The organism is Bradyrhizobium sp. ORS 86 (assembly GCF_045571475.1).
In the GTDB taxonomy this organism is placed as follows: Bacteria; Pseudomonadota; Alphaproteobacteria; order Rhizobiales; family Xanthobacteraceae; genus Bradyrhizobium.
In genome coordinates this window covers 3,396,269-3,418,812 of record NZ_CP120699.1, presented here as the reverse complement: position 1 = coordinate 3,418,812, position 22,544 = coordinate 3,396,269, and the positions used below count along the sequence as shown (strand labels likewise).

General features: G+C 63.3%; 19 protein-coding genes, 1 tRNA gene and 1 pseudogene. 12 read left to right on the top strand and 9 right to left on the bottom strand.

The genetic code is table 11. From position 1 onward, the window contains the following. Positions 1-105: 105 nt before the first annotated feature. The 3 genes from P6U25_RS15610 to P6U25_RS15600 all read left to right on the top strand — a co-directional run bounded on the left by P6U25_RS15610 (position 106) and on the right by P6U25_RS15600 (position 6,526). Positions 106-1,329, top strand: coding sequence for an efflux RND transporter periplasmic adaptor subunit (locus tag P6U25_RS15610; protein ID WP_407152024.1), 1,224 nt, complete (start codon positions 106-108; stop codon positions 1,327-1,329). After that, positions 1,322-4,546 (top strand): efflux RND transporter permease subunit, encoded by a 3,225-nt coding sequence (locus tag P6U25_RS15605; protein ID WP_407152023.1) that lies wholly within the window; start codon positions 1,322-1,324, stop codon positions 4,544-4,546. Before P6U25_RS15610 ends, P6U25_RS15605 begins: the two co-directional genes overlap by 8 nt. A 141-nt stretch (positions 4,547-4,687) precedes the next feature. Further along, a complete protein-coding gene (locus tag P6U25_RS15600; RefSeq protein WP_407152022.1) occupies positions 4,688-6,526 on the top strand; it encodes an alkaline phosphatase family protein in 1,839 nt (612 codons plus the stop codon). 40 nt (positions 6,527-6,566) lie between these two features. Here the strand turns inward: P6U25_RS15600 and P6U25_RS15595 are convergent, their stop codons facing one another. Next, positions 6,567-7,148: a hypothetical protein gene (locus P6U25_RS15595; protein ID WP_407152021.1), complete on the bottom strand. Its 582-nt coding sequence runs from the start codon at positions 7,146-7,148 to the stop codon at positions 6,567-6,569. 387 nt (positions 7,149-7,535) lie between these two features. Here P6U25_RS15595 and P6U25_RS15590 point away from each other — a divergent pair, with 387 nt between their 5' ends. Further along, on the top strand, positions 7,536-8,195 hold the full coding sequence (locus tag P6U25_RS15590) for a peroxiredoxin (protein ID WP_407152020.1): 660 nt from the start codon (positions 7,536-7,538) through the stop codon (positions 8,193-8,195). Positions 8,196-8,317: 122 nt separating this feature from the next. On the opposite strand, the gene P6U25_RS15585 is transcribed toward P6U25_RS15590, so the two are convergent. Beyond that, a complete protein-coding gene (locus P6U25_RS15585; RefSeq protein ID WP_407152019.1) occupies positions 8,318-9,199 on the bottom strand; it encodes a DMT family transporter in 882 nt (293 codons plus the stop codon). 690 nt (positions 9,200-9,889) lie between these two features. Here P6U25_RS15585 and P6U25_RS15580 point away from each other — a divergent pair. Together P6U25_RS15580 and P6U25_RS15575 are read left to right on the top strand one after the other, a co-directional pair. Then, complete coding sequence (locus tag P6U25_RS15580; protein ID WP_407152018.1) at positions 9,890-10,378, top strand: YkgB family protein; 489 nt, start codon at positions 9,890-9,892, stop codon at positions 10,376-10,378. Positions 10,379-10,473: 95 nt separating this feature from the next. Next, complete coding sequence (locus P6U25_RS15575) at positions 10,474-11,043, top strand: TMEM175 family protein (protein WP_407152017.1); 570 nt, start codon at positions 10,474-10,476, stop codon at positions 11,041-11,043. Between the two features lie 190 nt (positions 11,044-11,233). On the opposite strand, the pseudogene P6U25_RS15570 reads toward P6U25_RS15575, so the two are convergent. The 3 genes and pseudogenes from P6U25_RS15570 to P6U25_RS15560 all read right to left on the bottom strand — a co-directional run bounded on the left by P6U25_RS15570 (position 11,234) and on the right by P6U25_RS15560 (position 14,983). Next, a pseudogene (locus P6U25_RS15570) lies at positions 11,234-12,084 on the bottom strand (alpha/beta fold hydrolase). A 111-nt stretch (positions 12,085-12,195) separates the two neighbouring features. After that, positions 12,196-13,959, bottom strand: coding sequence for an MOSC domain-containing protein (locus P6U25_RS15565; RefSeq protein ID WP_407152016.1), 1,764 nt, complete (start codon positions 13,957-13,959; stop codon positions 12,196-12,198). Between the two features lie 121 nt (positions 13,960-14,080). Then, on the bottom strand, positions 14,081-14,983 hold the full coding sequence (locus P6U25_RS15560; RefSeq protein ID WP_407152015.1) for a DUF427 domain-containing protein: 903 nt from the start codon (positions 14,981-14,983) through the stop codon (positions 14,081-14,083). A 634-nt stretch (positions 14,984-15,617) separates the two neighbouring features. Between P6U25_RS15560 and P6U25_RS15555 the strand changes: the two genes are divergently transcribed. From P6U25_RS15555 to P6U25_RS15545, 3 genes are all read left to right on the top strand, one after another. Then, positions 15,618-15,845 (top strand): hypothetical protein, encoded by a 228-nt coding sequence (locus P6U25_RS15555; protein WP_407152014.1) that lies wholly within the window; start codon positions 15,618-15,620, stop codon positions 15,843-15,845. Positions 15,846-15,916: 71 nt separating this feature from the next. Then, positions 15,917-16,174: a hypothetical protein gene (locus tag P6U25_RS15550; RefSeq protein WP_407152013.1), complete on the top strand. Its 258-nt coding sequence runs from the start codon at positions 15,917-15,919 to the stop codon at positions 16,172-16,174. Positions 16,175-16,612: 438 nt separating this feature from the next. Next, a complete protein-coding gene (locus P6U25_RS15545) occupies positions 16,613-18,877 on the top strand; it encodes a cation:proton antiporter (protein WP_407152012.1) in 2,265 nt (754 codons plus the stop codon). 17 nt (positions 18,878-18,894) lie between these two features. Here P6U25_RS15545 and P6U25_RS15540 read toward each other — a convergent pair whose 3' ends face one another. Then, positions 18,895-19,338: a hypothetical protein gene (locus tag P6U25_RS15540; protein ID WP_407152011.1), complete on the bottom strand. Its 444-nt coding sequence runs from the start codon at positions 19,336-19,338 to the stop codon at positions 18,895-18,897. Positions 19,339-19,569: 231 nt separating this feature from the next. Here P6U25_RS15540 and P6U25_RS15535 point away from each other — a divergent pair, with 231 nt between their 5' ends. Both P6U25_RS15535 and P6U25_RS15530 read left to right on the top strand, forming a co-directional pair. Continuing rightward, positions 19,570-19,848: a hypothetical protein gene (locus P6U25_RS15535; RefSeq protein ID WP_407152010.1), complete on the top strand. Its 279-nt coding sequence runs from the start codon at positions 19,570-19,572 to the stop codon at positions 19,846-19,848. A 97-nt stretch (positions 19,849-19,945) separates the two neighbouring features. Continuing rightward, a tRNA-Arg gene (locus tag P6U25_RS15530) sits at positions 19,946-20,022 on the top strand. A gap of 56 nt (positions 20,023-20,078) precedes the next feature. Here P6U25_RS15530 and P6U25_RS15525 read toward each other — a convergent pair. Both P6U25_RS15525 and P6U25_RS15520 read right to left on the bottom strand, forming a co-directional pair. Next, on the bottom strand, positions 20,079-20,339 hold the full coding sequence (locus P6U25_RS15525; protein WP_407152009.1) for a hypothetical protein: 261 nt from the start codon (positions 20,337-20,339) through the stop codon (positions 20,079-20,081). A gap of 378 nt (positions 20,340-20,717) precedes the next feature. After that, positions 20,718-21,536 (bottom strand): pentapeptide repeat-containing protein, encoded by an 819-nt coding sequence (locus P6U25_RS15520; protein WP_407152008.1) that lies wholly within the window; start codon positions 21,534-21,536, stop codon positions 20,718-20,720. Positions 21,537-21,876: 340 nt separating this feature from the next. Here P6U25_RS15520 and P6U25_RS15515 point away from each other — a divergent pair, with 340 nt between their 5' ends. Then, complete coding sequence (locus P6U25_RS15515; RefSeq protein WP_407152007.1) at positions 21,877-22,008, top strand: hypothetical protein; 132 nt, start codon at positions 21,877-21,879, stop codon at positions 22,006-22,008. Here the strand turns inward: P6U25_RS15515 and fabA are convergent. Then, positions 22,005-22,535, bottom strand: coding sequence for a bifunctional 3-hydroxydecanoyl-ACP dehydratase/trans-2-decenoyl-ACP isomerase (fabA, locus tag P6U25_RS15510; protein ID WP_407152006.1), 531 nt, complete (start codon positions 22,533-22,535; stop codon positions 22,005-22,007). The two genes, P6U25_RS15515 and fabA, sit on opposite strands and share 4 nt — an antisense overlap. Positions 22,536-22,544 lie beyond the last annotated feature (9 nt).

Genomic DNA, 22,544 nt, shown 5'->3' with positions numbered 1-22,544 from the left:
GCATGACCGCCCGCATCTCGCTGCCGACGGGCAGCGGGCATGTTTCCGCACATATCGATGTTGCAACAGCGCACAGCCATCGGCGTGCGCTGCGGAGAGGCGTAGATGAAACGAATCGTATTGTTTTTGGCCGGTGTCGCCGCCGGCATCGGCCTGGTGGTCGCGGCGGCCGGGTGGATCGGCTGGCCGGTCGCGCTTCCGGCTGCGCGGCAGGAGATCACAGGCGAGAGCCCGCCGAAGGCCGACCACAAGCATGAGGCCTCGGGACACATCGAGCTGAGCGAAGATCAGCTCCGCGAAGCCGGGGTCACATTCGCCCCTGTGAAAGGCGGCACGCTGAAGCGTCATTTCCTCGCGCCGGGATCACTGATCCCGGACGCCGATCACATCGGCCGCGTCTCTGTACGCGTATTGGCGACGGTCACGGAACTGCGCAAGCGCATCGGCGACAACGTCGAAAAGGGCGAGATCGTCGCGGCGATCGAGAGCCGTGAGGTGGCCGATGCCAAGAGCGAATATCTTGCGGCAAGACTGACCAACGATCTGCAGCAGACCCTCTATGCGAGGCAACGAACGCTGGTCGAGAGCCGCACCGTGTCGGAGAACGAATTCCTGCGCACGCGCCTGACCGCGAACGACGCCCAGATCAAGCTCGACGGCGCGCGGCAGAAATTGTTTGCGCTTGGCCTGTCGGAAAGCGAAATCGCTGACCTACCCAACCAGCCTCAGGAAAGCCTGCGAACGCAGTTCCTGCGCGCGCCGATCGGCGGCCGGGTGTCCGAACGGCGCGTCGATCTCGGCGGGTTGATCGGACGCGAGGGCCAGGAGAGCGAGCTCTTCGTGATCGTCAACCTCGACGACGTCTGGGTCGACCTCGCGGTGTCTCCCGAGGACATCGGCGCCGTGCGCGAAGGGGTCAAGGTCAAGATCCGCGCGATCGGCACCGACGACGAGGCCAGCGCGGACGTCATCTTCGTCAGCCCCCTGCTCGACCGCGAGACCCGCAACGGGCGCGTCATCGCGACCATGCCTAACCGGGACCATCGCTGGAAGCCCGGCACCTTCGTGACCGCGGAAGTGCCGATCGCCGGAGCGCCGTCGAGCGTAATCGTGTCCAAGAAGTCGATCCAGACCATCAAGGGCACGCCGACCGTCTTCGTGCGCGAGGCCGACGGCTTTGAGGCGAGGTCGGTACGTACCGGCCGCGAGGACGATGACGATGTCGAGATCGTGGCCGGTCTTGCCGCCGGCGAGACCATCGCGGTGGAGAATACTTTCACGCTCAAGGCCGAGCTCGAGAAGGACGAAGCGGAGCACGGCCATGATTGAGCGCATCATCGCCCTTGCGATCCAGCGCCGCTGGGTCGTCGTCACGCTCGCTGCCATCCTGATGCTGATCGGCGTCGTCGCATTGACGAAGCTGCCGATCGACGCAGTGCCCGACATCACCAACAAGCAGGTCCAGATCAACACCACGGCACCTGCCTTGTCACCGGCGGAAATCGAGAAGCAGATCACCTTCCCGATCGAGACCGCGCTTGCCGGTGCGCCGGGACTGGAGAGCACGCGCTCGCTGTCGCGCAACGGCTTCTCGCAGATCACCGCCGTGTTCAGTGAAGCGACCGACATCTATTTCGCGCGCCAGCAGATTGGCGAGCGCCTGACCGAGGTCCGTGCGCGGCTGCCTCAGGGCATCGAGCCGCGCATCGGCCCGACCTCGACCGGCCTCGGCGAAATCTACATGTGGACCGTCCAGTTCTCCGGGCAGCCGGTGAAGAGCGACGGAACGCCGGGCCAGCAAAGCGATGGCCGCTTCCTCACCGCCGATGGCCAGGTGCTGCAAAGCGAAGTCGAGAAGGACGCATATTTGCGTACGGTGCAGGACTGGATCATCAAGCCGCAGATCAAGATGGTGCCGGGTGTCGCGGGCGTCGATTCGATCGGGGGCTACCTCAAGCAGTACCAGGTCCATCCCGATGCGGCGAAGCTGATCGCGCTCGGCCTCACCTTTGCAGACGTCGCCAAGGCGATCGAAGGCAACAATGTCAGCCGCGGTGCGCGCTATATCGAGCGCAACGGTGAAGGCTTTGTGGTGCGCTCGGGCGGGCGCCTCGAGAATATGGATGAACTGGGCGCGGTCGTTGTCACCACCCGCGGCGGCGTTCCGGTTCGAATCCGCGATATTGCCAGCGTGTCGATCGGCGGCGAGACTCGCACCGGCAGCGCCAGCGAGAACGGCCGCGAGGTCGTGGTCGGCACGGCGCTGATGCTGATCGGGGCCAACAGCCGCACGGTGTCAGCCGCGGTCGACGCACGACTGCGTTCCATCGCCTCGTCCCTGCCCGCGGGCGTCGAGGTCAAGACGGTGCTCGATCGCACCCAGCTTGTCGATGCGACCATCGGCACCGTGGCCCGCAACCTCACCGAAGGCGCGTTGCTGGTGATCGCGGTGCTGTTCCTGCTGCTCGGCAATTTCCGCGCAGCCCTGATCACCGCACTGGTGATCCCGATCGCCATGCTGATGACCGCCATCGGCATGTGGCAGGGCCGTATCAGCGCCAACCTGATGAGCCTCGGTGCGCTCGATTTCGGTCTGATTGTCGACGGCGCCGTGATCATCACCGAGAACAGCCTGCGTCACCTCGCCGAGCAGCAGCAGGCTCTCGGTCGAGCGCTGACGCGCGACGAGCGTCTGACGACCGTGCGCGCCTCCGCTGTCGAGATGGTGCAGCCGAGCCTCTACGGCCAGGCCATCATCCTGCTGGTCTATGTGCCGCTGCTCACCTTCACCGGCGTCGAAGGCAAGATGTTCGAGCCAATGGCGCTGACGGTCATCCTCGCACTCGCCGCGGCTTTCGTGCTGTCGCTGACGCTGGTTCCGGCGTTGATCGCGATCACCATCACCGGCCGCGTGCAGGAGAAGGAAAACCGCCTCGTGGCGGCGTTGAAGCGCTGGTACCGCCCGCTGCTGCGGCGCGCGGTCGCCACCCCCGTGCCGGTCATTGCGGTTGCCGTCGTCCTGTTCGCAGCCGCCTTGTTCGGGTTCTCGCGCCTTGGCCAGGAGTTCATCCCCTCCCTCGACGAGAAGAACATCGCCATGCACGCGCTGCGGATTCCAAGTACGGCGCTGTCGCAGTCGCAAACGATGCAGTTGTCCGTCGAGAAGGCCGTCAGCCGCTTTCCGCAGGTGGCATACGTGTTCTCCAAGACCGGCACTGCGGAAGTGGCGAGCGATCCGATGCCGCCGAATGCATCAGACACCTTCATCATCCTGAAGCCGCGCGATCAGTGGCCGGATGCGTCAATGACGAAGGAACGGCTGATCGAGGAGATCTCGGCCGCGGTCGGCCGATTGCCGGGCAACGTCTACGAATTCACCCAGCCGATCCAGATGCGCTTCAACGAACTGCTGGCCGGCGTTCGCGGCGACATCGCAGTCAAGGTGTTCGGCGACGAGTTCGAACCAATGCGGAAGGCCGCCAACGAGGTTGCGGCGGCGCTACGCACCGTGCCCGGTGCAACCGACGTGAAGGTCGAGCAGGCGAGCGGTCTGCCTGTGCTCGAGATCAAGGTTGACAAGGCGGCGATCGCCCGGCGCGGGCTGAGCGCCTCCGCTGTGCAGGACGTGATCGGCGCTGCGGTCGGCGGCCAGGATGCCGGCGTCGTGTACGAGGGCGATCGCAGCTTCGATATCGTGGTGCGGCTGCCGGAACGCGTGCGCTCCGATCTCGAGGCGTTGAGCAACCTGCCGGTCGCGCTGCCGCAGGCGACGCCGAACGCGCCGGTGCAGAGCCTGCCGCTCAACCGTGTCGCACGCTTTTCCTTCACCGAGGGACCGAACCAGATCAGCCGCGAGAACGGCAAGCGCCGCATCGTGGTGACGGCCAACGTCCGCGGTCGCGACCTCGGCTCGGTGGTCGAGGAGGCGCAGGCCAAGGTCGCGCGATCGGTGAAGCTGCCGCCGGGCTATTGGATGACCTGGGGCGGCCAGTCCGAAAACCTGACCGGTGCGCGCCAGCGCCTCGCTGTCGTTGTGCCGGCCTGCTTTGCGATGATCTTCCTGTTGCTGCTGGCGGCGATGGGATCGGCGCGCGATGCGCTGCTGGTGTTCAGCGCCGTGCCACTTGCGCTGACCGGCGGCATCGCTGCGTTGTGGCTCCGCGGCATGCCGTTCTCGATCTCGGCGGCGGTCGGTTTCATCGCGCTGTCCGGCGTTGCGGTGTTGAACGGGCTCGTGATGCTGAGCTTCGTCAGGCAGTTGCGTGAGCGCGGCATGCCGATGCTGTCGGCGATCGAGCAAGGCGCCCTCACCCGCTTCCGCCCCGTCGTGATGACGGCGCTGGTAGCCTCGCTCGGTTTCGTGCCGATGGCCTTTGCCACCGGCACGGGCGCGGAGGTGCAAAAGCCGCTCGCCACCGTCGTGATCGGCGGCCTGATCAGCGCAACCCTGCTGACGCTCGCCGTGCTGCCCGCGCTCTATGCGCGGTACGGTCATGCCGGCAATGGTGCACGCGAGGAGAGGACGGCCACCCAACCCGCGGAATGACAGCTTGTTGAGCAGCGCGTCGCGGGCCAAACTGGCGCCATTGGCCCGCGGCGAACACACTGTAACAATTCTGTCATGCCGCAAAATTAAACGAGGGCAGCAGCGATCAGTCGCTGCCTGCTCTTTACGGGGGAACGAGAAATGCGCCGTGCCATCACATTGTTGTCCGCCAGCATGATCGCTTTGTCAGCGGGCGCCGCCCCGGCGCAGAACGCGAAGCCGCATAACCTCATCCTGTTCGTTCCGGACGGCCTGCGCGGCGGCATCGTGACGCCGCAGACCGCGCCGGCGATGGCCGCGATCCGCGACAAGGGCGTCAACTTCAAGAACTCGCATTCCCTGTTTCCGACCTTCACCATGGCGAACAGCTCGGCGCTCTCGACCGGCCACTATCTCGGGGACACCGGCACCTTTTCCAACACGATCTTTACCGGCTACGCCTCGGCGCCGGCCGGCGACACCGTGGTCCCCTTCATCGAGAACGATGCAGTGCTCGCCGACATCGACGATCACTTCCACGGCGACTATCTTAACGAGGAGACGCTGCTGAAGCTTGCCCGCGGCCATGGTTTCAGCACGGCGGCGATCGGCAAGGTCGGTCCCACTCTGCTGTTCGACCACACCGATCGCGGCAAGAACACCATTGTGGTCGACGACTCCACCGGCGGCAAGAACGGCGTGCCGCTCTCCGACGAGATGAAGGAGGCCCTGACCAAGGCCGGCCTGCCGCTCGCCACGCCCAGCCGCGGCGACAACGCCAAGGCCGGCGACGCCAAGACGCCCGGCACCACGGTCGCCAACGTGGCGCAGCAGGCCTACATGGCCGACGTCGCGACCAAGGTGGTGCTGCCGATGTTCAAGGCCCGCAACAAGCCTTTCGTGCTGGTGTTCTGGTCGCGCGATCCGGATGGCAGCCAACACAACACCGGCGACAGCCTCAACGCCATCACCCCCGGCATCAATGGGCCAACCTCGATGGCCGGTATCAAGAACGCCGACAACAATCTGGCGCAGCTCCGCAAGGCGCTCGACGAGCTCGGCCTTGCCGCCACCACCAACATCATCGTCTCCTCCGACCACGGCTTCTCGACGATCTCGAAGGAGAGCAAGACCAGCCCCTCTGCCAAGCTCTCCTACGCCGACACGCCGAAGGATTTCCTGCCGATGGGCTTCCTCGCCATCGATCTCGCCAAGGCGCTGGACCTGCCGCTCTACGACCCCAACGACAAGAACGCGAAGGTCGCCGACACAGCCCATCCCAAGGCCGGCAACGGCGTGCTCGGCAACGACCCGACCAAGCCCGACGTCGTGATTGCGACCAATGGCGGCTCGGACCTGATCTATCTTCCGAACCGGGACAGGAAGCTCGCCGACCGCGTCGTCAAGGCACTGCTGGAACAGGACTATGTCAGCGGTCTCTTTGTTGATGACCAACTCGGCCGCTTTCCGGGCACGCTGCCGATGTCGGCGCTCAATCTGAAGGGCAAGGCGGCAACGCCGAACCCGTCGATCGTGGTCAACTTCCGCTCTTGGTCGAGCGGCTGCGAGGTCCCGACCAACTGCTCGGTGCAGGTCGCCGACACCGTGCTGCGCCAAGGCCAGGGCATGCACGGCAGCTTCAGCCGCGGCGATACCTTCAACTTCACCGCGGCAATCGGTCCCGACTTCAAGGCGGGCTATATAGATGCGCTTCCGGTCAGCAATGCCGATGTCGGCATGACCGCCGCCAGGCTGCTCGATCTGCGCACCCCGAACAAGGGCGACCTGATCGGCCGGGTGATGTCGGAGGCGCTGCCGAACGGCAGCGTGCCGAAGATGGCCGCCGGCACGATCGCCTCGAAGCCGGCCGCCAACGGCCTGCGCACTGTGCTGAAATTCCAGCGCGTGCTCGCGACCCGCTATTTCGACGTCGCGGGATTCCCGGGGCGGACGCTCGGCCTCGAGGTCGAGGACGGCAAACAGAAAACGGCGGGGAAGTAATCCCCGCCGCACACTCGACCATCGCCATCGGGATGATGACTTACATCATCCCGATATCGAACACGTTGGGCAGTTGCGCCGCGAGCGGCAGCGCGGCAGCTCCGACCAGCGTCGCGACCATCGCCGCAAGCGCGCGACCGGCGCGACGCTTGCCGCGCATCTGGGTCGCGATCCACTCCAGCACCTTGGTGTCGATCTTGGTCGCCTGCGCCGGCGCCCAGCCCTCGATCTTGGTGTCGGGCGAGAGCGCCACCGTGCGCGGCGGCACCGGCAGGCCGGACTCCGAGGCGGCATGGTGGGCGATCGCCTTGGCCAGCAGGTCGTCGAAACGGCCGTCGTCGCTGCGCTCGGCGGCGGCCTCGTTGATCTCGAACAGCGCCTCGATCTCGGCCCGGCTGACCGGCTGATGCTCGACGGCGGCCGCCGTCAGGATGCGCGCGCACCAGGCAGCGTCATCGGCATCGAGCGAACGGGAGAAGTGGATACGGCCCTTGGTGGTCGGGCCTTCGCCGGTGATCACGCCGTCACGCACGATGGTGAGCGCATGGGCGGCGGTGTTGCGGCACGACGGATGCAACGCACCGCTGAGAGGCTCAGCGGTCTTGGTACTTGGGGCAGACATTGTGGGGGCTTTCAATTCCTATCTCAGGCCAGCATTTCCACGCCGGCGTAAAGGAGTGGTTAATGATTCGGAACCGGCGTTCCGAGATTCTTAGATGGTTGCTATTTGGTCGCTGTGAAGCCTGTCATGGTTCGGTCGTATAGCAATCGGGGCCGGCGTGGTGGCGGCGATAAACGGCATTATCGGGGCATTTCCAGGCTTTACTGTCGCAGTTGATATTTCGCCGCAGGCCCCGCGGATCAAAAGAACGTGCTAGAAGTTCCCGCCTGATAGGAAGAATCTCACCTTTTTCATTAATCCGTTCACTTAAGTCCTGCCAGCCCCTATACTGGCCAGGACATCCCGAACATGAATTCAACAGCAACTTCAAAGGCATGAGGTAAAATCATGGCACTTCAGATCGGCTCTGTCGCCCCCGACTTCGAAGCTCAGACCACCGAAGGCAAGATCAAGTTCCACGACTGGATCGGCAATAGCTGGGTACTGCTGTTCTCCCATCCCAAGGACTTCACGCCCGTCTGCACCACCGAACTCGGTGCGCTCGCCAAGCTGAAGCCGGAGTTCGACAAGCGCGGCGTCAAGCTGATGGGCCTGTCGGTCGACCCGGTCGATCGTCACGCCAAATGGGCCGAGGACATCAAGGAGACCCAGGGCGCCGCCCCGAACTATCCGATGATCGGCGACACCGATTTCAATGTGTCGAAGCTCTACGACATGCTGCCGGCTTCGACCTCTGGCGATCCCCTCACCCGTACGCCGGCCGACAACCAGACCGTCCGCAACGTGTTCGTGATCGGGCCGGACAAGAAGATCAAGCTGGTGATGGTCTATCCGATGACCACCGGCCGGAACTTCCAGGAGATCCTGCGCTCGATCGACTCGCTGCAGATGACTGCCAAGCACCGCGTTGCCACCCCCGCTGACTGGAAGCAGGGCGAGGACGTCATCATCTCCGGCTCGGTCAGCGACGACGAGGCCAAGACGATCTATCCGCAGGGCTGGAAGGCACCGAAGCCCTATATCCGGATCGTGCCGCAGCCGAAGTGACCGCGTGCGACTGCGCGCGCCGCGCGCAGTCGCGAAGGTCGTTCCGGGATGGTGCACAATCACCAGACCCGGAATCTCGAGATTCCAGGTTCGATGCCGCGCATCGCCCCGGAATGACGCCCTCAACCGGCTTTCGCGCGCCGGTTGACCAATAGCACCGCCGCGGCGCAGGCGGCCATGCCTGATAGCGCGACAGGATCGAGCCGCTCGTTGAACAGCACATAGGCCATCAGCGCAGTCACGGCCGGCACCAGATAAAACAGGCTCGCGACCGAGGTCGCACCATGGTGGCGGATCAGCCAGTACAACAGCCCGATCGATCCGATCGACAACGCGACCACCAGCCAGGCGACTGCCAGCACGAACTCGGTGGTCCAGTGCACGACATTGGTCTCGAACAGAAAGGCCCCGATCCCGAAAAAGATGGTGACCGCGATGAACTGTACGAGGTTGCCGGCACGCCAGTCGATCCGATTGCAGTAGCGCCGCTGGTAGAGCGTGCCGAGCGTGATGCTGATCAGCGAGACGCCCGAGGCAAACCAGCCCCAACCCGCATCACCCGTCATCGGCCGATTGTGCAGGATCAACACCACGCCGGCCAGACCGAGCAGAAGTCCGCCCCATTGCAGCGGCGTGACCCGCTCCCCTAACCAGCGGTTGGCGATGGTCGAGGTCAGGATCGGTTGCAGGCCCGGAATCAGTGCCGAGAGCCCGGCCGGCACCGAATGCGCGATCGCAACCGCGGTGCCGCCAAGATAGAAGCCGTGCACCAGAATGCCGGTCACCGCGCTGTGGAAGATCTCGGCGCGGTCCAACCATTTCGGCCGCGCGATCGCGGCGATCACCGCCATCACGATCACCACGAACGCCATGCGGATCGCCAGATAGGTCAGCGGTTCGGCGCCGCTGAGGGCGTATTTGGTGCCGATGAAGCCGGTGCTCCACAGCACCACAAAGATCGCCGGCGCGAGACGAGCGGCCGTTTCCTCGTAGCTCTTGTCCATTGCCGGCCGTCATTGCCTGAAGACCGGGCGGCCGGCAATCGCGAATTTCGCAACCATGCTGCGCGGAGCAATGGCTGTGATGAGGTAACGCATTACGCGCAATGCCATCCCGCGCAAGCGAAGGGGTAATCTCTGTGGCAGACGTCGTGGCTGGCACTCGCCGTCCGTCGTCCTGGCCCAGGCGGGACCCATGACCACCGCGCCGGATTGTAAACGGGAACGTCGCTCCAGCCTCGCGCAGCAATAAGCATCTGGGGTAATGGTCCCGGCCCCGTGCGCAATTGCCCACTAGGCCGGGACCACGGGGCGATGGTTCTCGCTCGATGTCTCACGCCGTCATTGCGATGAGCTCGCGATAAAATTGCAAAGCAATTTTGCGACGAAGCGACGAAGCAATGCATCGGTCCGCGGACGCGGAGGGATGAATTGCTTCGCGGAGCCTGTCGCCGGGCGCGTATGCGCGCCTCCCGTTGGCTTACAATGACGGCGGATGCGGGCCTCGACGTTCGATCGACGAACGGAGCTTGCAGCTTCACCGATCCGCCAGGATTTTTCGCCTGGCACACACGTTATTGTGAGCCGAGGATCCGAACGTAACGACGGCGTCGTCCCTGCGTAGAGGCTGTAACAAACGCATCTCCGCGCGCCAGCCGAAATCAATCTCTATCGGGAACGAAAGAAGTGACCCACATGAAAGCATCGTTCAACGTCGCTGAACAGGGAGGCGGGTCTTATCGCCTGCTGGCTATTCTCCGCTGGGTCATGGTTGTCGTCTTTGTGTCGTTCGGAATGCAGAAATTCACGTTGCAATCGGCTCAAGGTATCGCTCAGTTCATCAGCAACAGTCCGTTCATTTCGTGGTTGTCGCTCTTCGGACTTCGGGGCGAAGCGTATTTGCTCGGCGTTGTCGAATTTGCCATTGCAGCGTTGGTTGCGGTCGGCGCATTCAGCCCGCTCTTGTCAGCCGCCGGTTCGCTGATGGGTGTAGTCACCTTTGCGATCACATGGTCGTTCTTCTTCACGACGCCGGGCGTCGTCAAATGGAGCCTGTCGACCGATCCGATGGCCTGGAATTTGACCGGCGAGTTTCTGTTCAAGGATATCGTCCTGCTCTGCGTCTGTATCGTATTATTCTTGGCCTCCTTGCCGCAGTCGCTTATGAGGTCACGGACCGTCTAGATGGACGTCTTGTGCCTTGCGCCTGCCCGCCAGCCGATTGACGCAAATCGCTCGCTCTGCAAACCTTGGCTAGCTTCGCGACAGGAGGCCCGGCCGTGCTATCCAGAGCGACACCGGAGCGACTGAGCTCGTTCTCCGACGGCGTGTTCGCCGTGCTCATTACGGTGCTGGTCTTGGAGTTGAGACCACCCGAGCGCCCCACTTTCGAGGCGTTGTTGGGTCTATGGCCGACGTGGTTGAGCTATGCGGTGAGTTACGTCTTCATCGCGATCGTCTGGACCAATCACCACTACCTGATGCGCTACGCCAGCGAGGCTACGCCGAGCCTGTTATGGTTCAATTTCGCGCACTTGTTTTCGATGTCGCTGCTTCCGCTCTCCACTGCCTGGATGGCAGTGAGCGAGCTGGCACCGCAGCCAGTGGCTTTCTACGCGGCTGTCTTCTTTCTGGTGAACGCGACCTACGTTGCGCTGATCTGGGAGCTCATCGATCGGACGCCACACGAGAAGATCTCACCTAAGGTACGCAGGATCATGCGCGTGCGATCGCTGACAACATTATGCCTGTTCGGAGCGGCTGCCGTCGTGGCGTTGAGGTACCCGCTGGTCGGCCTTGGAATCTGCATCTGCTGCCTGGTGGGCTATCTGAGACCAGAGCCGTCTTGAGTTCAGTAGAAGTCCAAGAAGCCAAGCAGACATCGCGGCTCCGGCCGTTCTGCCCGACCGCCTGATGCGGCTATCTCGTCGCATCAGCGCCAGACATGGCGATCACCAGCGCGTCATCCGGTAACGACGCCGCAGCGCATCACCTCTCCTGCACGCTTCGATACCAGCTTGGAACGATATCGTTGCAGATTTAGGATGACAGGAAGTCGCGGATCTCTGCCGCGATCTCGTGTGCATGCGTCTCAAGCGCGAAGTGGCCCGTTTCGAAGAAATGGACCACGGCACCGGGAATATCGCGCCTGAACGCCTCGGCACCGCGCGGCAGGAAAAACGGATCGTTCTTTCCCCAGACCGCCAGCAAACGTGGCTGGTGGGCTCGAAAGTATTCTTGGAATGCCGGGTATAGCGCGACGTTACTTTTGTAGTCGCCCAACAGGTCCAACTGAATCTCGTCAGCACCGGGGCGAGCCAAGTAGAAATTGTCGAGCGAATAGCCGTCAGGAGAAACCGCCGTGACGTCGGGCACGCCCTGCGTGTACTGCCAGCGCGTCGTCTCTGGCGCGAGGAAGCTACGGAGCACGTCTCGGTTGGATTGAGAGGGCTCTTGCCAATAGGTTCGAATGGGATTCCAGCCTTCGCTCAGCCCCTCCTCGTACGCATTACCGTTCTGGGAGATGATTGCAGTGACGCGATCCGGATGCCGAACGGCCAGGCGAAAGCCAACGGGTGCACCATAGTCGAAGACATAAATGGCAAAGCGATGGAGACCGATCACCTCGGCGAAGCGATCGATGACGCTCGCGATATTCTCGAACGTGTAGGTGAAGGCGCTGCGCGCCGGCATGTCGGATTGCATCCCGGCAGGTCGGGAGCGACGAGACGAAACTGGTCCGCAAGTCGCGGGATGAGATCGCGAAACATGTGGCCGGCGGTCGGAAAGCCGTGCAACAGGAGAAGCGTTGGCGCATCCTTCGGCCCGGCTTCGCGGTAGAATACTCCGATGCCGCCGACATCCACTTTCTGGTAAGCAACTGCGCGCATGGGAACTCCTTTCGTTCTCAATGCTTTCACAGCACGTCACACGATGCGGTCGCCTCGTTCCTGTAACACCCAGCCGTCGCCATCCGGGTCGGAAATCGAAGCCGGCCAGGATCACAAGTCGATGACGACGTCCCGAATTGGTTGGGAGCAGCAAACGAGAAGGTTGCCATCAGCGGGCTTCTCGAGGGGCCGAGGTCCATAGACGATCTCGCCCGAAACCAAACCGCTCTCACAATTGTGACAAACTCCGGTCCGGCACGACCACCGGACTGGGACATCGCACGCCTCGGCCAGCTCCAGAATGCTCTGATAGTCCGAGGGCTTCCAATGCGCGGCGACACCACTTCGCGCGAACGATACCAGCGGGCCGGTCTCGGCGTCGTCTTTGGGCAGATGTGGAGCTCGCACCGCCGAGCCGACGACGCCGGGAGTCATCGACTCGCTTCCGTTGAAGATTTCGACATGAATCCGCTCCGAGCTCACCTCCAGAGCGGCCAGGGCCTCTTTCATGTCTGCCATGAAGCGAGGCGGCCCGCAGAGATAGACATCCACGTCTCGCGGAATGCCGGCCTCGTCGAAAGCCGATCGCGACAGGTGACCAATTGCGTCGAAATCCTCGCCGATCTTGTCGCCCGAGGCCGGCTTGCTATAGCAAACATAACCGCGGGCGTGGGCGATCATGCCCATGAGACGGCGAACTTCCGCAGCAAAGGGGTGATGCTGCCGATCGCGAGCCGCGTGCAGCCACAACACGTGCCGCGTCGAGCGGGCCGCCGCCAGCGCGTACAGCATCGCAAGAACAGGCGTTGCTCCAATTCCCGCGCTGAGCAACACGACAGGCCGCTCCCCGGATTGCAGAATGAAGCTTCCGCGCGGCGAGCTGACCTCGAGTACGTCGCCCACCCGAACATGGTCTCGCAGGTAGGTCCCAGCCGTCCCATCCGGCTCGACCTTCACGCTGATCCGATAGCGCTCTGGCGATGGAGGACCCGAGAGCGAATAGCTGCGAAAGAGTGGTGGGCCGCCGCCGGCGCGTCCAAGACGCAACACGACGTACTGCCCCGGCAGAGCCGGTGGCAGCGGTTGATCGTCTCGATGCCGCAGCGACAGCGACAAAACGTCGACGGATTCCTGATCGATCGCAGTTACCCTGAGCGGCTGAAATCCTGGTGGCGCCGGATGCGCGGGTGCCGTTGGCGCGAGCCCTGCATTGCCATTGCCCGCGGCAGTTCCTTCGTTCGGCAATAACGCCTCAAACGACGCGCGCCATCCGGGCGACAGCGCCTCGATCCGCAAGGCGCGCTCCAATCGATCGTGCGCATGATTGGGCGAATAGAGAAGCGCGTTGATCTCCGCAACGGTCATTGGCTCCTTCGCCTGTCCCACCCTGACGATTTCGTCGCCGGCGCCCACCTCGCCCTCCTGCAGGACGCGGAAGTAGAACCCCGGCCGCCCGCTGGATGTCAGCAATGCCGGCATGCGCGGCTCGTTCATCCGAATGCCGACACGATAGCAGGTCACGCGCGGTTGGGTGACCTCGAACAGGGCGCTACCGATTTGATAACGATCGCCGATGCAGACGGCATCGTCGGACAGTCCTTCGGCCGTGAAGTTCTCACCGAATTGTCCATTGACGAAGTCGGTCCGCTTCAGCCGCTCCTGCCAGTAGCGGTACGATTCGATTTGATAGACGAAGACGGCTCGCTGCTCACCCCCGTGGCCAGCCAGGTCGCCCTGACCGTCCCCATCCAGGTTCAATCGGCCGACCCGGCAGCGGTCACGTACCGGATTTTTCCAAATCCCGGTGCGCACCGTGCGGCCTTTCCACTCGATGTCACGCGGTAGTCCGACATTCACCGACAGTAGTCGAGCCATGTCCCGCTCCGCATTGTGGAGACCGGAAGTCGCCCCAAAGCGCGATGAGATTGCGTTGAATCATCATCGCACTTTAGCCCTTTCACGTCGAAAACCGCTTCACACTTTTCCGGATCATGCCCTAGCCGCTCGGAGCCGCTGCAGGCCCACCGCCGGGTGCTCGCTCGTGAACCACCTCAGCGACGTCGAGGTTGCGATCAGGGCCGTGCGGCACCACTGTCTGCCCCGGCTCAAGATGGAGCTGCGTTCCATCGAGATGTACCGCGACGACCTCCGGTTCGAAGGATACCATGTTGGAGATGCGACGGACCTCGGGGTAAGCGTCAAGATACGACCATGCCGCCTGACGCGCGTCATCGATGGAGTAGTAGCTGCAGAGCCCCTTGTACGGGCAGAACGTCTGGAGTTTCTCCGGAATGAGGGCGGACTCATCGACGTCAGCTCGCGGAACATACCAGCGCGGTGCGAAGCCGGACTCGTAGAGAACCAACGGCCGCTTGGTGTCGGCGATGATTCTACCACGGTGTCTGACCACCAGGTTGCGCGAGGCCTGGCGAATGTCGATGCAGTGGTAGGGATCAGCGGCATGGCCGACGATCCGTTCGTCCTCCTCGTAGAAGGCGTCCATGGCCCGCCAGGCAAACGCGACGCGTTGCTGCAGTTCGCTCGCGTGGGCAGGCAGCCCGGTATGCTGCCATGCTCCTCGCCTGGCGATGTGTTGCTCATCCGCCCGGACGCTGTACCAGGACGTGACCCCGAGATCGGGATGTTGGGTGGTATGCTCGGTCCGTTCCAGCACGTGTGGAGAAATGTCGGCCTCGGGAAAATAGGCAACCGGATAGCGGCCCGGTTCGAACAGCAGGAGGACATGCTCACTGTCGGCGATCCAGCTTCCCCCGAAGCGCACCCGCATGCGTCGACGCAACCGCTCAATGTACAAGAGTTTCTTGGGTAGTGGTTCGGGCACCAGAAAGCGGCCGATTGCCCCCGGTGAGAGCGGGCCTTGCTGCCAGGACAGTCCCACGCTCTCCCCCATAGGTTCGATGATCGAGGCTCTGGAACGCAGATCCTGTAGAAAAGTTCCACAACAAGGTGTCGACCTTCGATTCCAGCTTTGGAGCTCGCCCGTCTAAACGCTGGGCCGGACGCAAACTGGGGCACTCGACGCATTGCTCGCGCGAGGCCTGGACGTCGGCGAGCACGGGCGAAAACGAGGAGCTGGCCGTTGCGTCGCCGCCTCTCCGCTCCGAACAGAACCGATGCTGACAATCGACACACCTGCCCACCAGCGAAGCTGATGCCACGTCATTCACGCCGATTTGTCTTCAAGGAAGCAATGCATGTTTCGGACAGTGCGGCCCCTGCTCTCGCGAATAGTAGCGAACGCGATCGTACGGCCTTCAGTCGCGGCGAACCGGATGACACATCGGCGAGCGATCGCCGCCAGCTCGCGAAAGATTTGCAGATCACATCCTGAAGACGGTCGCCCTGAACGTAGCGCGATCGTGCAATCCCGATATGAGCCCAGCGCGCGACGGCATCCGCCGGCGAGGCCTTAGGGCTAGGAACGCCTGCACGGGACAGGCGTTCTGGTGATGTTGCACGGGACGACCTGCAACACCTCCTCCGATCGATGTTGATGCTCGGGAACGACAAGGATGCCCTACGCGCTGTTCGATCGCGATCGACAAATCGACCAGGCCTTTCCGACGGAAAAGGAAGCTTGGGAACATGCGCTGATATCCGGGCTCATTCTTGACGTTCCGGTCGCGGACGAAACGGCCGGTCAGGTGCTGCCGGCCGGTTATCAGATGAGGTTTGTGTCAGGCGAAGCCGAAGAGATTGATCCGGCATCTCGCCGGACGCCGCCGAAACGGAATTCGTGATCCCTGCGATTGCAACGGGGTCACCGATCGCCCGCGCGGGACCGTGCCGCGCCGACGATCAAAGCCAGCCAATGACCGAGGATGACGGCATGATCGAAACCGGCAAGATCTTCCGCGTTCGCTGTGTCGATAACACGTTGCAGCGAAACACGCTCACGCTGGGGCACGTCTACGAAGTGACCAAAGTTCACGAGCGAGACGATTACTACGAGTTGGGCGGCCTGGGCCGCTTCAGCCGGTCCAGATTCGAGACCGTGTGTCCGACATCGGCGAACGATGACGAGGATGCGGCGGCCAAGCCTGATCCCAAATCTGCCGACAACGGGTAGAGGGCGAGCCCGCTCACGGTCGCACGCGCGTGCCATGCGCGCGTCCTCGCCCTCCGGATTCGCCGCGCCCGATCGATACGCTTCTACCCGCCGCTCAGGTGATGGGCGGCAATGAACAAGGCAAACCCACACAGCACCAGGGCCGACGCGGCACCAGCGGCGCTGCGTGCAAGCTCAGCTTTCGAAAGATTGGTTCGTGTCGACATCGCGGCGCTCCATTCATGCGGGCATGGCCGCACGTGGACCGCCGGCCTAGCCCATAGCTATCGGGTCATCTGACATCATGAAAACAAAACGGATTAGCCTTGGCACGGTTCCAAGCCGGCACGCCCCATGACAGGCGACAACACGGATCGCTTTTGGAACCGGTGCGTTGACCAGAGGCTTGAGATGGGGCCAAGCGGCCCGCAGAACGCAAATCATGTGATCGGAGACACGATGCTGATCCGTTGGGGGCGGCTTCAATCGACGATCTGGACGGCAGTGATTCTGCTTGCGACGGTGACGGCCGCCGACGCCGAGGGCGGTCAGGCGAGCCACGCATCCGAATTCACTCTTCTGGTTCAGGTCGCGCTGCTGATCGCGATCGGACGCGGATTCGGCGAATTAATGCAGCGGATCGGCCAGCCCTCCGTGATCGGTGAGTTGCTGGGCGGCCTGCTGCTCGGCCCGTCGCTGTTCGGTTGGGTGTGGCCGTCGGCGCAGGCCGCGATCTTTCCGTCATCGGGCGAGCAGAAGGCGCTGATCGACGGCATCGCGCAGTTCGGTATCCTGCTCTTGTTGCTGCTGACCGGGATGGAGACCGACCTCAAGCTGGTGCGCAGGGTCGGTCGCGCCGCCGTGACGATCTCGATCGCGGGCATTGCGGTGCCGTTCGTCTGCGGCTTTGCGCTCGGCCAGGCGCTGCCGCAAAGCCTGCTGCCGCATCCCGAGGCACGGCTGATCGCCTCGCTGTTCCTCGGCACGGCGCTCTCGATCTCGTCGGTGAAGATCGTCGCCGTCGTGGTACGCGAGATGAATTTCATGCGGCGCAATGTCGGCCAGATCATCGTCGCATCCGCGATCATCGACGACACGATCGGCTGGATCATCATTGCCATGATCTTCAGCCTGGCTTCGCGCGGCAGCCTCGATCTGCTGTCGGTCGCGAAGGCGCTGTTCGGCACGCTGGCCTTCCTCGCGGTCAGCTTCACGATCGGCCGGCGGCTGGTGTTTCGCTTGATCCGCTGGGCCAACGACAATCTGGTGAGCTCGGCGGCGGTCATCACCGTCATCCTGCTGCTGATGAGCGCGATGGCGATGATCACGCATCTGATCGGCGTCCACACCGTGCTCGGCGCCTTCGTCGCCGGCGTCCTGGTCGGGGAATCCCCGATCCTCACCCGGCAGATCGACGAGCGGTTGCGCGGACTGATCTCGAGCCTGTTCATGCCGATCTTCTTCGGCCTCGCGGGGCTGAGCGCCGATCTGACCGTGCTGAAGGATCCGTCGCTGCTGCTGTTGACCGCGGCGCTGGTGCTGATCGCCAGCATCGGCAAATTCGGCGGCGCATTCGTCGGCGGCGCGTTCGGCGGGCTGACGTGGAAGGAATCCTATGCACTGGCGAGCGGCATGAACGCGCGCGGCTCGACCGAGGTGATCATCGCGACCATCGGTCTCTCGATGAGCGTGCTCAGCCAGACCATGTTCTCGATGATCGTCACCATGGCGATCCTGACCACGATGGCGATGCCGCCGATGCTGCGCGGCGCGCTGGCCCGGCTTCCGCTCGGCAAGGACGAGAAGGAACGCCTGGAGCGCGAGGAGTATGAGCAGCGCGGCTTCGTCGCCAATCTCGAGCGGCTGCTGCTCGCGGTCGACGAGAGCATCAACGCCAAGTTCGCGGCGCAGCTCGCAGGTCTCCTCGCCGGCGGACGCGGCCTGCCGATCACGGTGCTGCATGTCGGCACGCGCGCCAGCAGGCAGGAGAAGAAGCGCAACAAGGACGAAAGCCCAGAGACAGCGGTCATCAACGCGGCCAGGGCGAGCGCCGAGGCCGAACCTGACGGCGGCGGCGATGTCGATGTCCTCACCCGCGCACCGGAGAAGATCGCGGCGGAGGCGATTGCCGAGGAAGCCAGGAAGGGTTTCGACCTGCTCGTGGTCGGCATGGACAAGGTCATCGGCCGCGACGGCGGGTTCGCCAAGCGGATCGATGATCTGACCTCAGGCTTCGAAGGCCCGCTCGCAATCGCGGCCGCGAAGGGCGTCCACCGCAAGGAGCCGGCCACCAACGCCCGCAAGATCCTGGTGCCGGTATCGGGCAGCAATGTCTCGCGCCGCGGCGCCGACGTGGCGATCGCGCTGGCGCGGCTCGGCACGGAGCCCTTGCAGATCGTCTATGTCTCGACCACGCGTGACAAGGGGGCGCGCCGCACCGGCGCCAGCATGTCGCTGGCGCGCGAGGAAGCGATCCTGAAGGACATCGCGGCGACCGCCGCGCGCTACGATGTCCGGGTTGCCACGACGTTGCGTGCCAACGCGGCGCCGGAGGTGGCGATCCTGCAGGAGATCGCGGCTGCCGGTGCCGATCTCGTCGTCATCGGCGTCGACCGCATCAGGGGCGACAGCCTGAATTTCGGCAGCGTCGCCGCGGCCGTGCTCGACAAGTCCAAGGCGTCGGTGCTGCTGGTGTCGGATGGCGAGGTCAGGCAGAAGGATTAGCCCGGAACGCCTGTGCCCTACCAATCGTCCGGACAGGGATCGACGATCTTCCAGAGCTCGGGCCCGTTCTTGATCTTCTTCATCTCGGTGGTGAGCCCGCCGTTGCGACGGATCCAGTCCTTCACCGAGGTGGGGTAATAGGACATCAGGTCCGAGGTGCCCTCGAGGCTGGTGACCTTGATGCCGAAGGTGAAGGCCTTGTCGTAATAGGCCTGGTGGAAGCCAAGGCTCGCCCGCGGGGTGACGCAGATCTTGTTCATCGGCACGATGCCGAACACCAGCGTGCACGCCGAGTTGCAGATGCCGTCGATGATGACCCGCTCACCGCGCTCGCGGATGCGCTTGTACTTGGCCTTGTACTCCTCGACATACCCGCCATGATCGCGGGTGATGTGCAGATCGGCCCGCGCAGGCGCGGCTGGCAGAACGAGGAACAGCAGGGCAAGGGGCGTGATGCGCATCGAATGTTCGAAACCGAAGTGCCCAAAGAATATCGGCGGAGGGTCGGCCCACAGCCGGACCTGGCCGCAAGACTCTGGCCGGACTGTGTTGGCAATCCGTTAAGCATGCGCAAAGCGGCGAAATTTGGCGCGATGTGACCGATTCCCTGCAGCTTTTCGCCTGATTCCGGGTTAAATAGATGGCAGATCGGCCGAAAATGCCGTTTCCCGCGCGATGTCAGGAGGCCGCCAATGACCCGACTGAAGCTTTTCGCAGCCACGGCCGTCGCCGTCCTTGCGGTTGCCCCGGCGGTCGCGGCCGACCTCTCGATCTACCCGCACCATCGGCATCACCATTACCGACACCACGTCCATCGGGGCCTGCCCTACCACATCAGCTATCTGCACAATTACGGCCCCGGCGCAACGCCCGGCCGCTTCGCCTATTACGACGGCCCCTCCAGCAACAAGTGCTATCAGAGCGCGGCCGCCTATATCGGCCAGGATCACCGCCGGCATCCCTGCGAGTGAGCTCCGTTCGCGTCATGCAATCCTGCCGCCAGATCGCCCGAAAATGCCGCCAACCATCGCTGGCCGTTTGGGCTCAGGTCTGCTAAGCGACCTCAACGCGCTCGTAGCTCAGCTGGATAGAGCATCGGATTTCGATTCCGAGGGTCGGGAGTTCGAATCTCTCCGAGCGCGCCATTTCGGAGCAAAACCGGGCACTCCAAAGCCTGCTCGTCTTGTGCTTGGGCATGCGGCTATCGACGGATTGCATCCACTCCGGGGCCGATATGCAGCACTTTGCCGTTACGAAGATTGTGCGCGGCAAATTCAAACTCCATGGCGATCGCCTGTGACGAGATACCGGCTATCTCGCCGACCGTCATAATCACCGCGATCAGTGCTCTCACCATTGTCACAGTCGTCACGCGCGGGTCGGTCACGGGGTGCTCGCGCAGAATGAGCTTGATCAGCTTGCGAGCGAGGTCAGCGACTTCTTTGTTGGTCGGCTCTGTCATCGCTGTGGTCTCCTTCTTCTTTTTGAAATGAGCCGCACCCTCGCGGGAACGATGCCAGGACGCCGCTTCGAGCCCTTGGCCAGCGCGGGCTCTCAAATTCCACTGACGTGGAGTGACACTTGCCGAGCCTCGGTCGCGATCATGAGGTCGCGGCAAGCAAGATTCCTCGGATATGACGGCGGACACACACACACGAGGCCAGTGTCCGAGGGCGTGCACCACCGGCCGCCGAGGAACGTTCAGCCTGAAACGGTTTTGCGGGAACAGCAACACGCGCGATTGGTTTGGTTGTGTATTAATTATGATGCAATCGCGGCAATGGAACCGATCGCGTTGGCATGGAGCGACCGGCCAAACCTAGTCGCAGGGTGATAACCCTCAGGGGTGATGCCGCGCCAGGCTCAAGTTCAAGGCCTTGTCCAGATTGCTGGCCTTTTGCAGCGCGGCTGCGCTCGGCAACAGGGCCGAGGCAAGGTCGGTCTCGGTCAGATCAGCACCTGCGAGATTAGCGTCGGATAAGTCGGCTCCCGCAAGGTCAGCGTGGCCGAGGTTGCAATTCGCCAGATTGGCGTTTTGGAGCTGTGCGAATTCGAGATCGACGCGCGAGAGATTGGCGCCGCTCAGATCCGCACCAGCGAGATCGGCGGATTTCAGTACGCCGCGCATCAGGCCCATCGATTGGTTGCGCATGTCTGCGCTCAAATCGGCGCCACTGAGCCTGGCCCCGATCAAGGTTGCACCGGAAAGGTCCGCGGTGATGCGTGCGCCGTTCAAATCGGCGCCGCCGAGCTTCGCGCGTTGCATCTGGGTGCCGAGCAGCGATGCGTTTGCAAGAGACGCCCCGGTCAGATCCGCGTCGATCAGCCATGCCTGGTTGAGATTGGCACGATCGAAGCGTGCGCCTTTCAGGCTGGCCCCGTTGAGCTTGACGAGGCGAAGGTTGCTGCCGGAGAAGTCGAGCCCCGAGAGATCGAGATGAGACAGTCGCTTGCCCTGCAAATCTGCGGAGCGCTGGCCCGCGCCGTCCTGAGGCGCCGCCTTGAGCAGCGCCTCGACCTCGGCGCGCGTCATCTCCGCCGTCGACATGTCGGGACTGTTGAGGTCGACGTTGCTCAACATGCCCTGCGCCGCGGCATCGATAGGATCACCCAGCAGCGCAGCCATCAACACAACGACAAGTGCGAGACGAAACAGCATCGCCGTCCCTCCGCTTTCCGGTCATCCGGCGTTGTCGCCCGCATTTTACAGTTGTCGCGGCGTCGCGCCGGATGATGCGGGAGTATGAAACCGGACCATGTTCCTGGCAATGCCGAGACTGTCCCATCCGAAGGCAAGCTGCCCGCTCCACCCAAACCGGACGAAACCATTTTCCAGGCCCGCGAAATCAGCCTGAAACAAATCCGGCCCAACTTACCTCAGTTGCAGCAAAGGGGAATCGGGTCATGTGGGATTTCATCAACGCGCTATATCGAGAGTATTGCCTGGCTCGCCTGCAAGAGATGCGGAAACTCGACCACGTGATCTGACTGGGCGCAGCATGAAGGACGACCATCCGCTGCGCGGCGCCCTCCTGGCGGCTGTCGCGATCGCGGCGGTGGTGTGGGCCACGATCGGACCCGCGCCAGCCCACAAAGCTGTTTTGCATCATCAGACGATCGCGTGGCGCTAGGCCGCCGACGTGATCAGCCCAACCCTCATGTCCCTCGCCACGTAGACGCACGTACCGTCGGCGAGCACGCGACCGTCGGCAACGCCGAGCACCAGCCGCCCCCTCCTGATTTGGCGCATGTCGACCTCGTAGCGCACGCGCCTGACGTCGGGCGTGACGTGCCCCCTGAACTTCACCTCGCCGACGCCAAGCGCCCGGCCCCTGCCCGGCGAGCCCGACCATCCGAGCCAATAGCCGATCATCTGCCACATGGCATCGAGCCCGAGGCATCCCGGCATCACCGGATCGTCGGTAAAGTGGCAATCGAAGAACCAGAGGCCCGGCGAGACGTCCAACTCGCCCACGATGCGCCCCTTGCCGAATTCGCCGCCGTTCGCACTGATCTCGGTGATGCGGTCCATCATCAGCATCGGCGGCGCCGGCAACTGCGCGTTGCCCGGGCCGAAATAGCCGCCTGCGCTCGATCTGAGCAGATCCTCCTTGGTGTAGGATGATTGCGGCGCGTGATAATCATGCGGGTTGAACAAGACACGGCC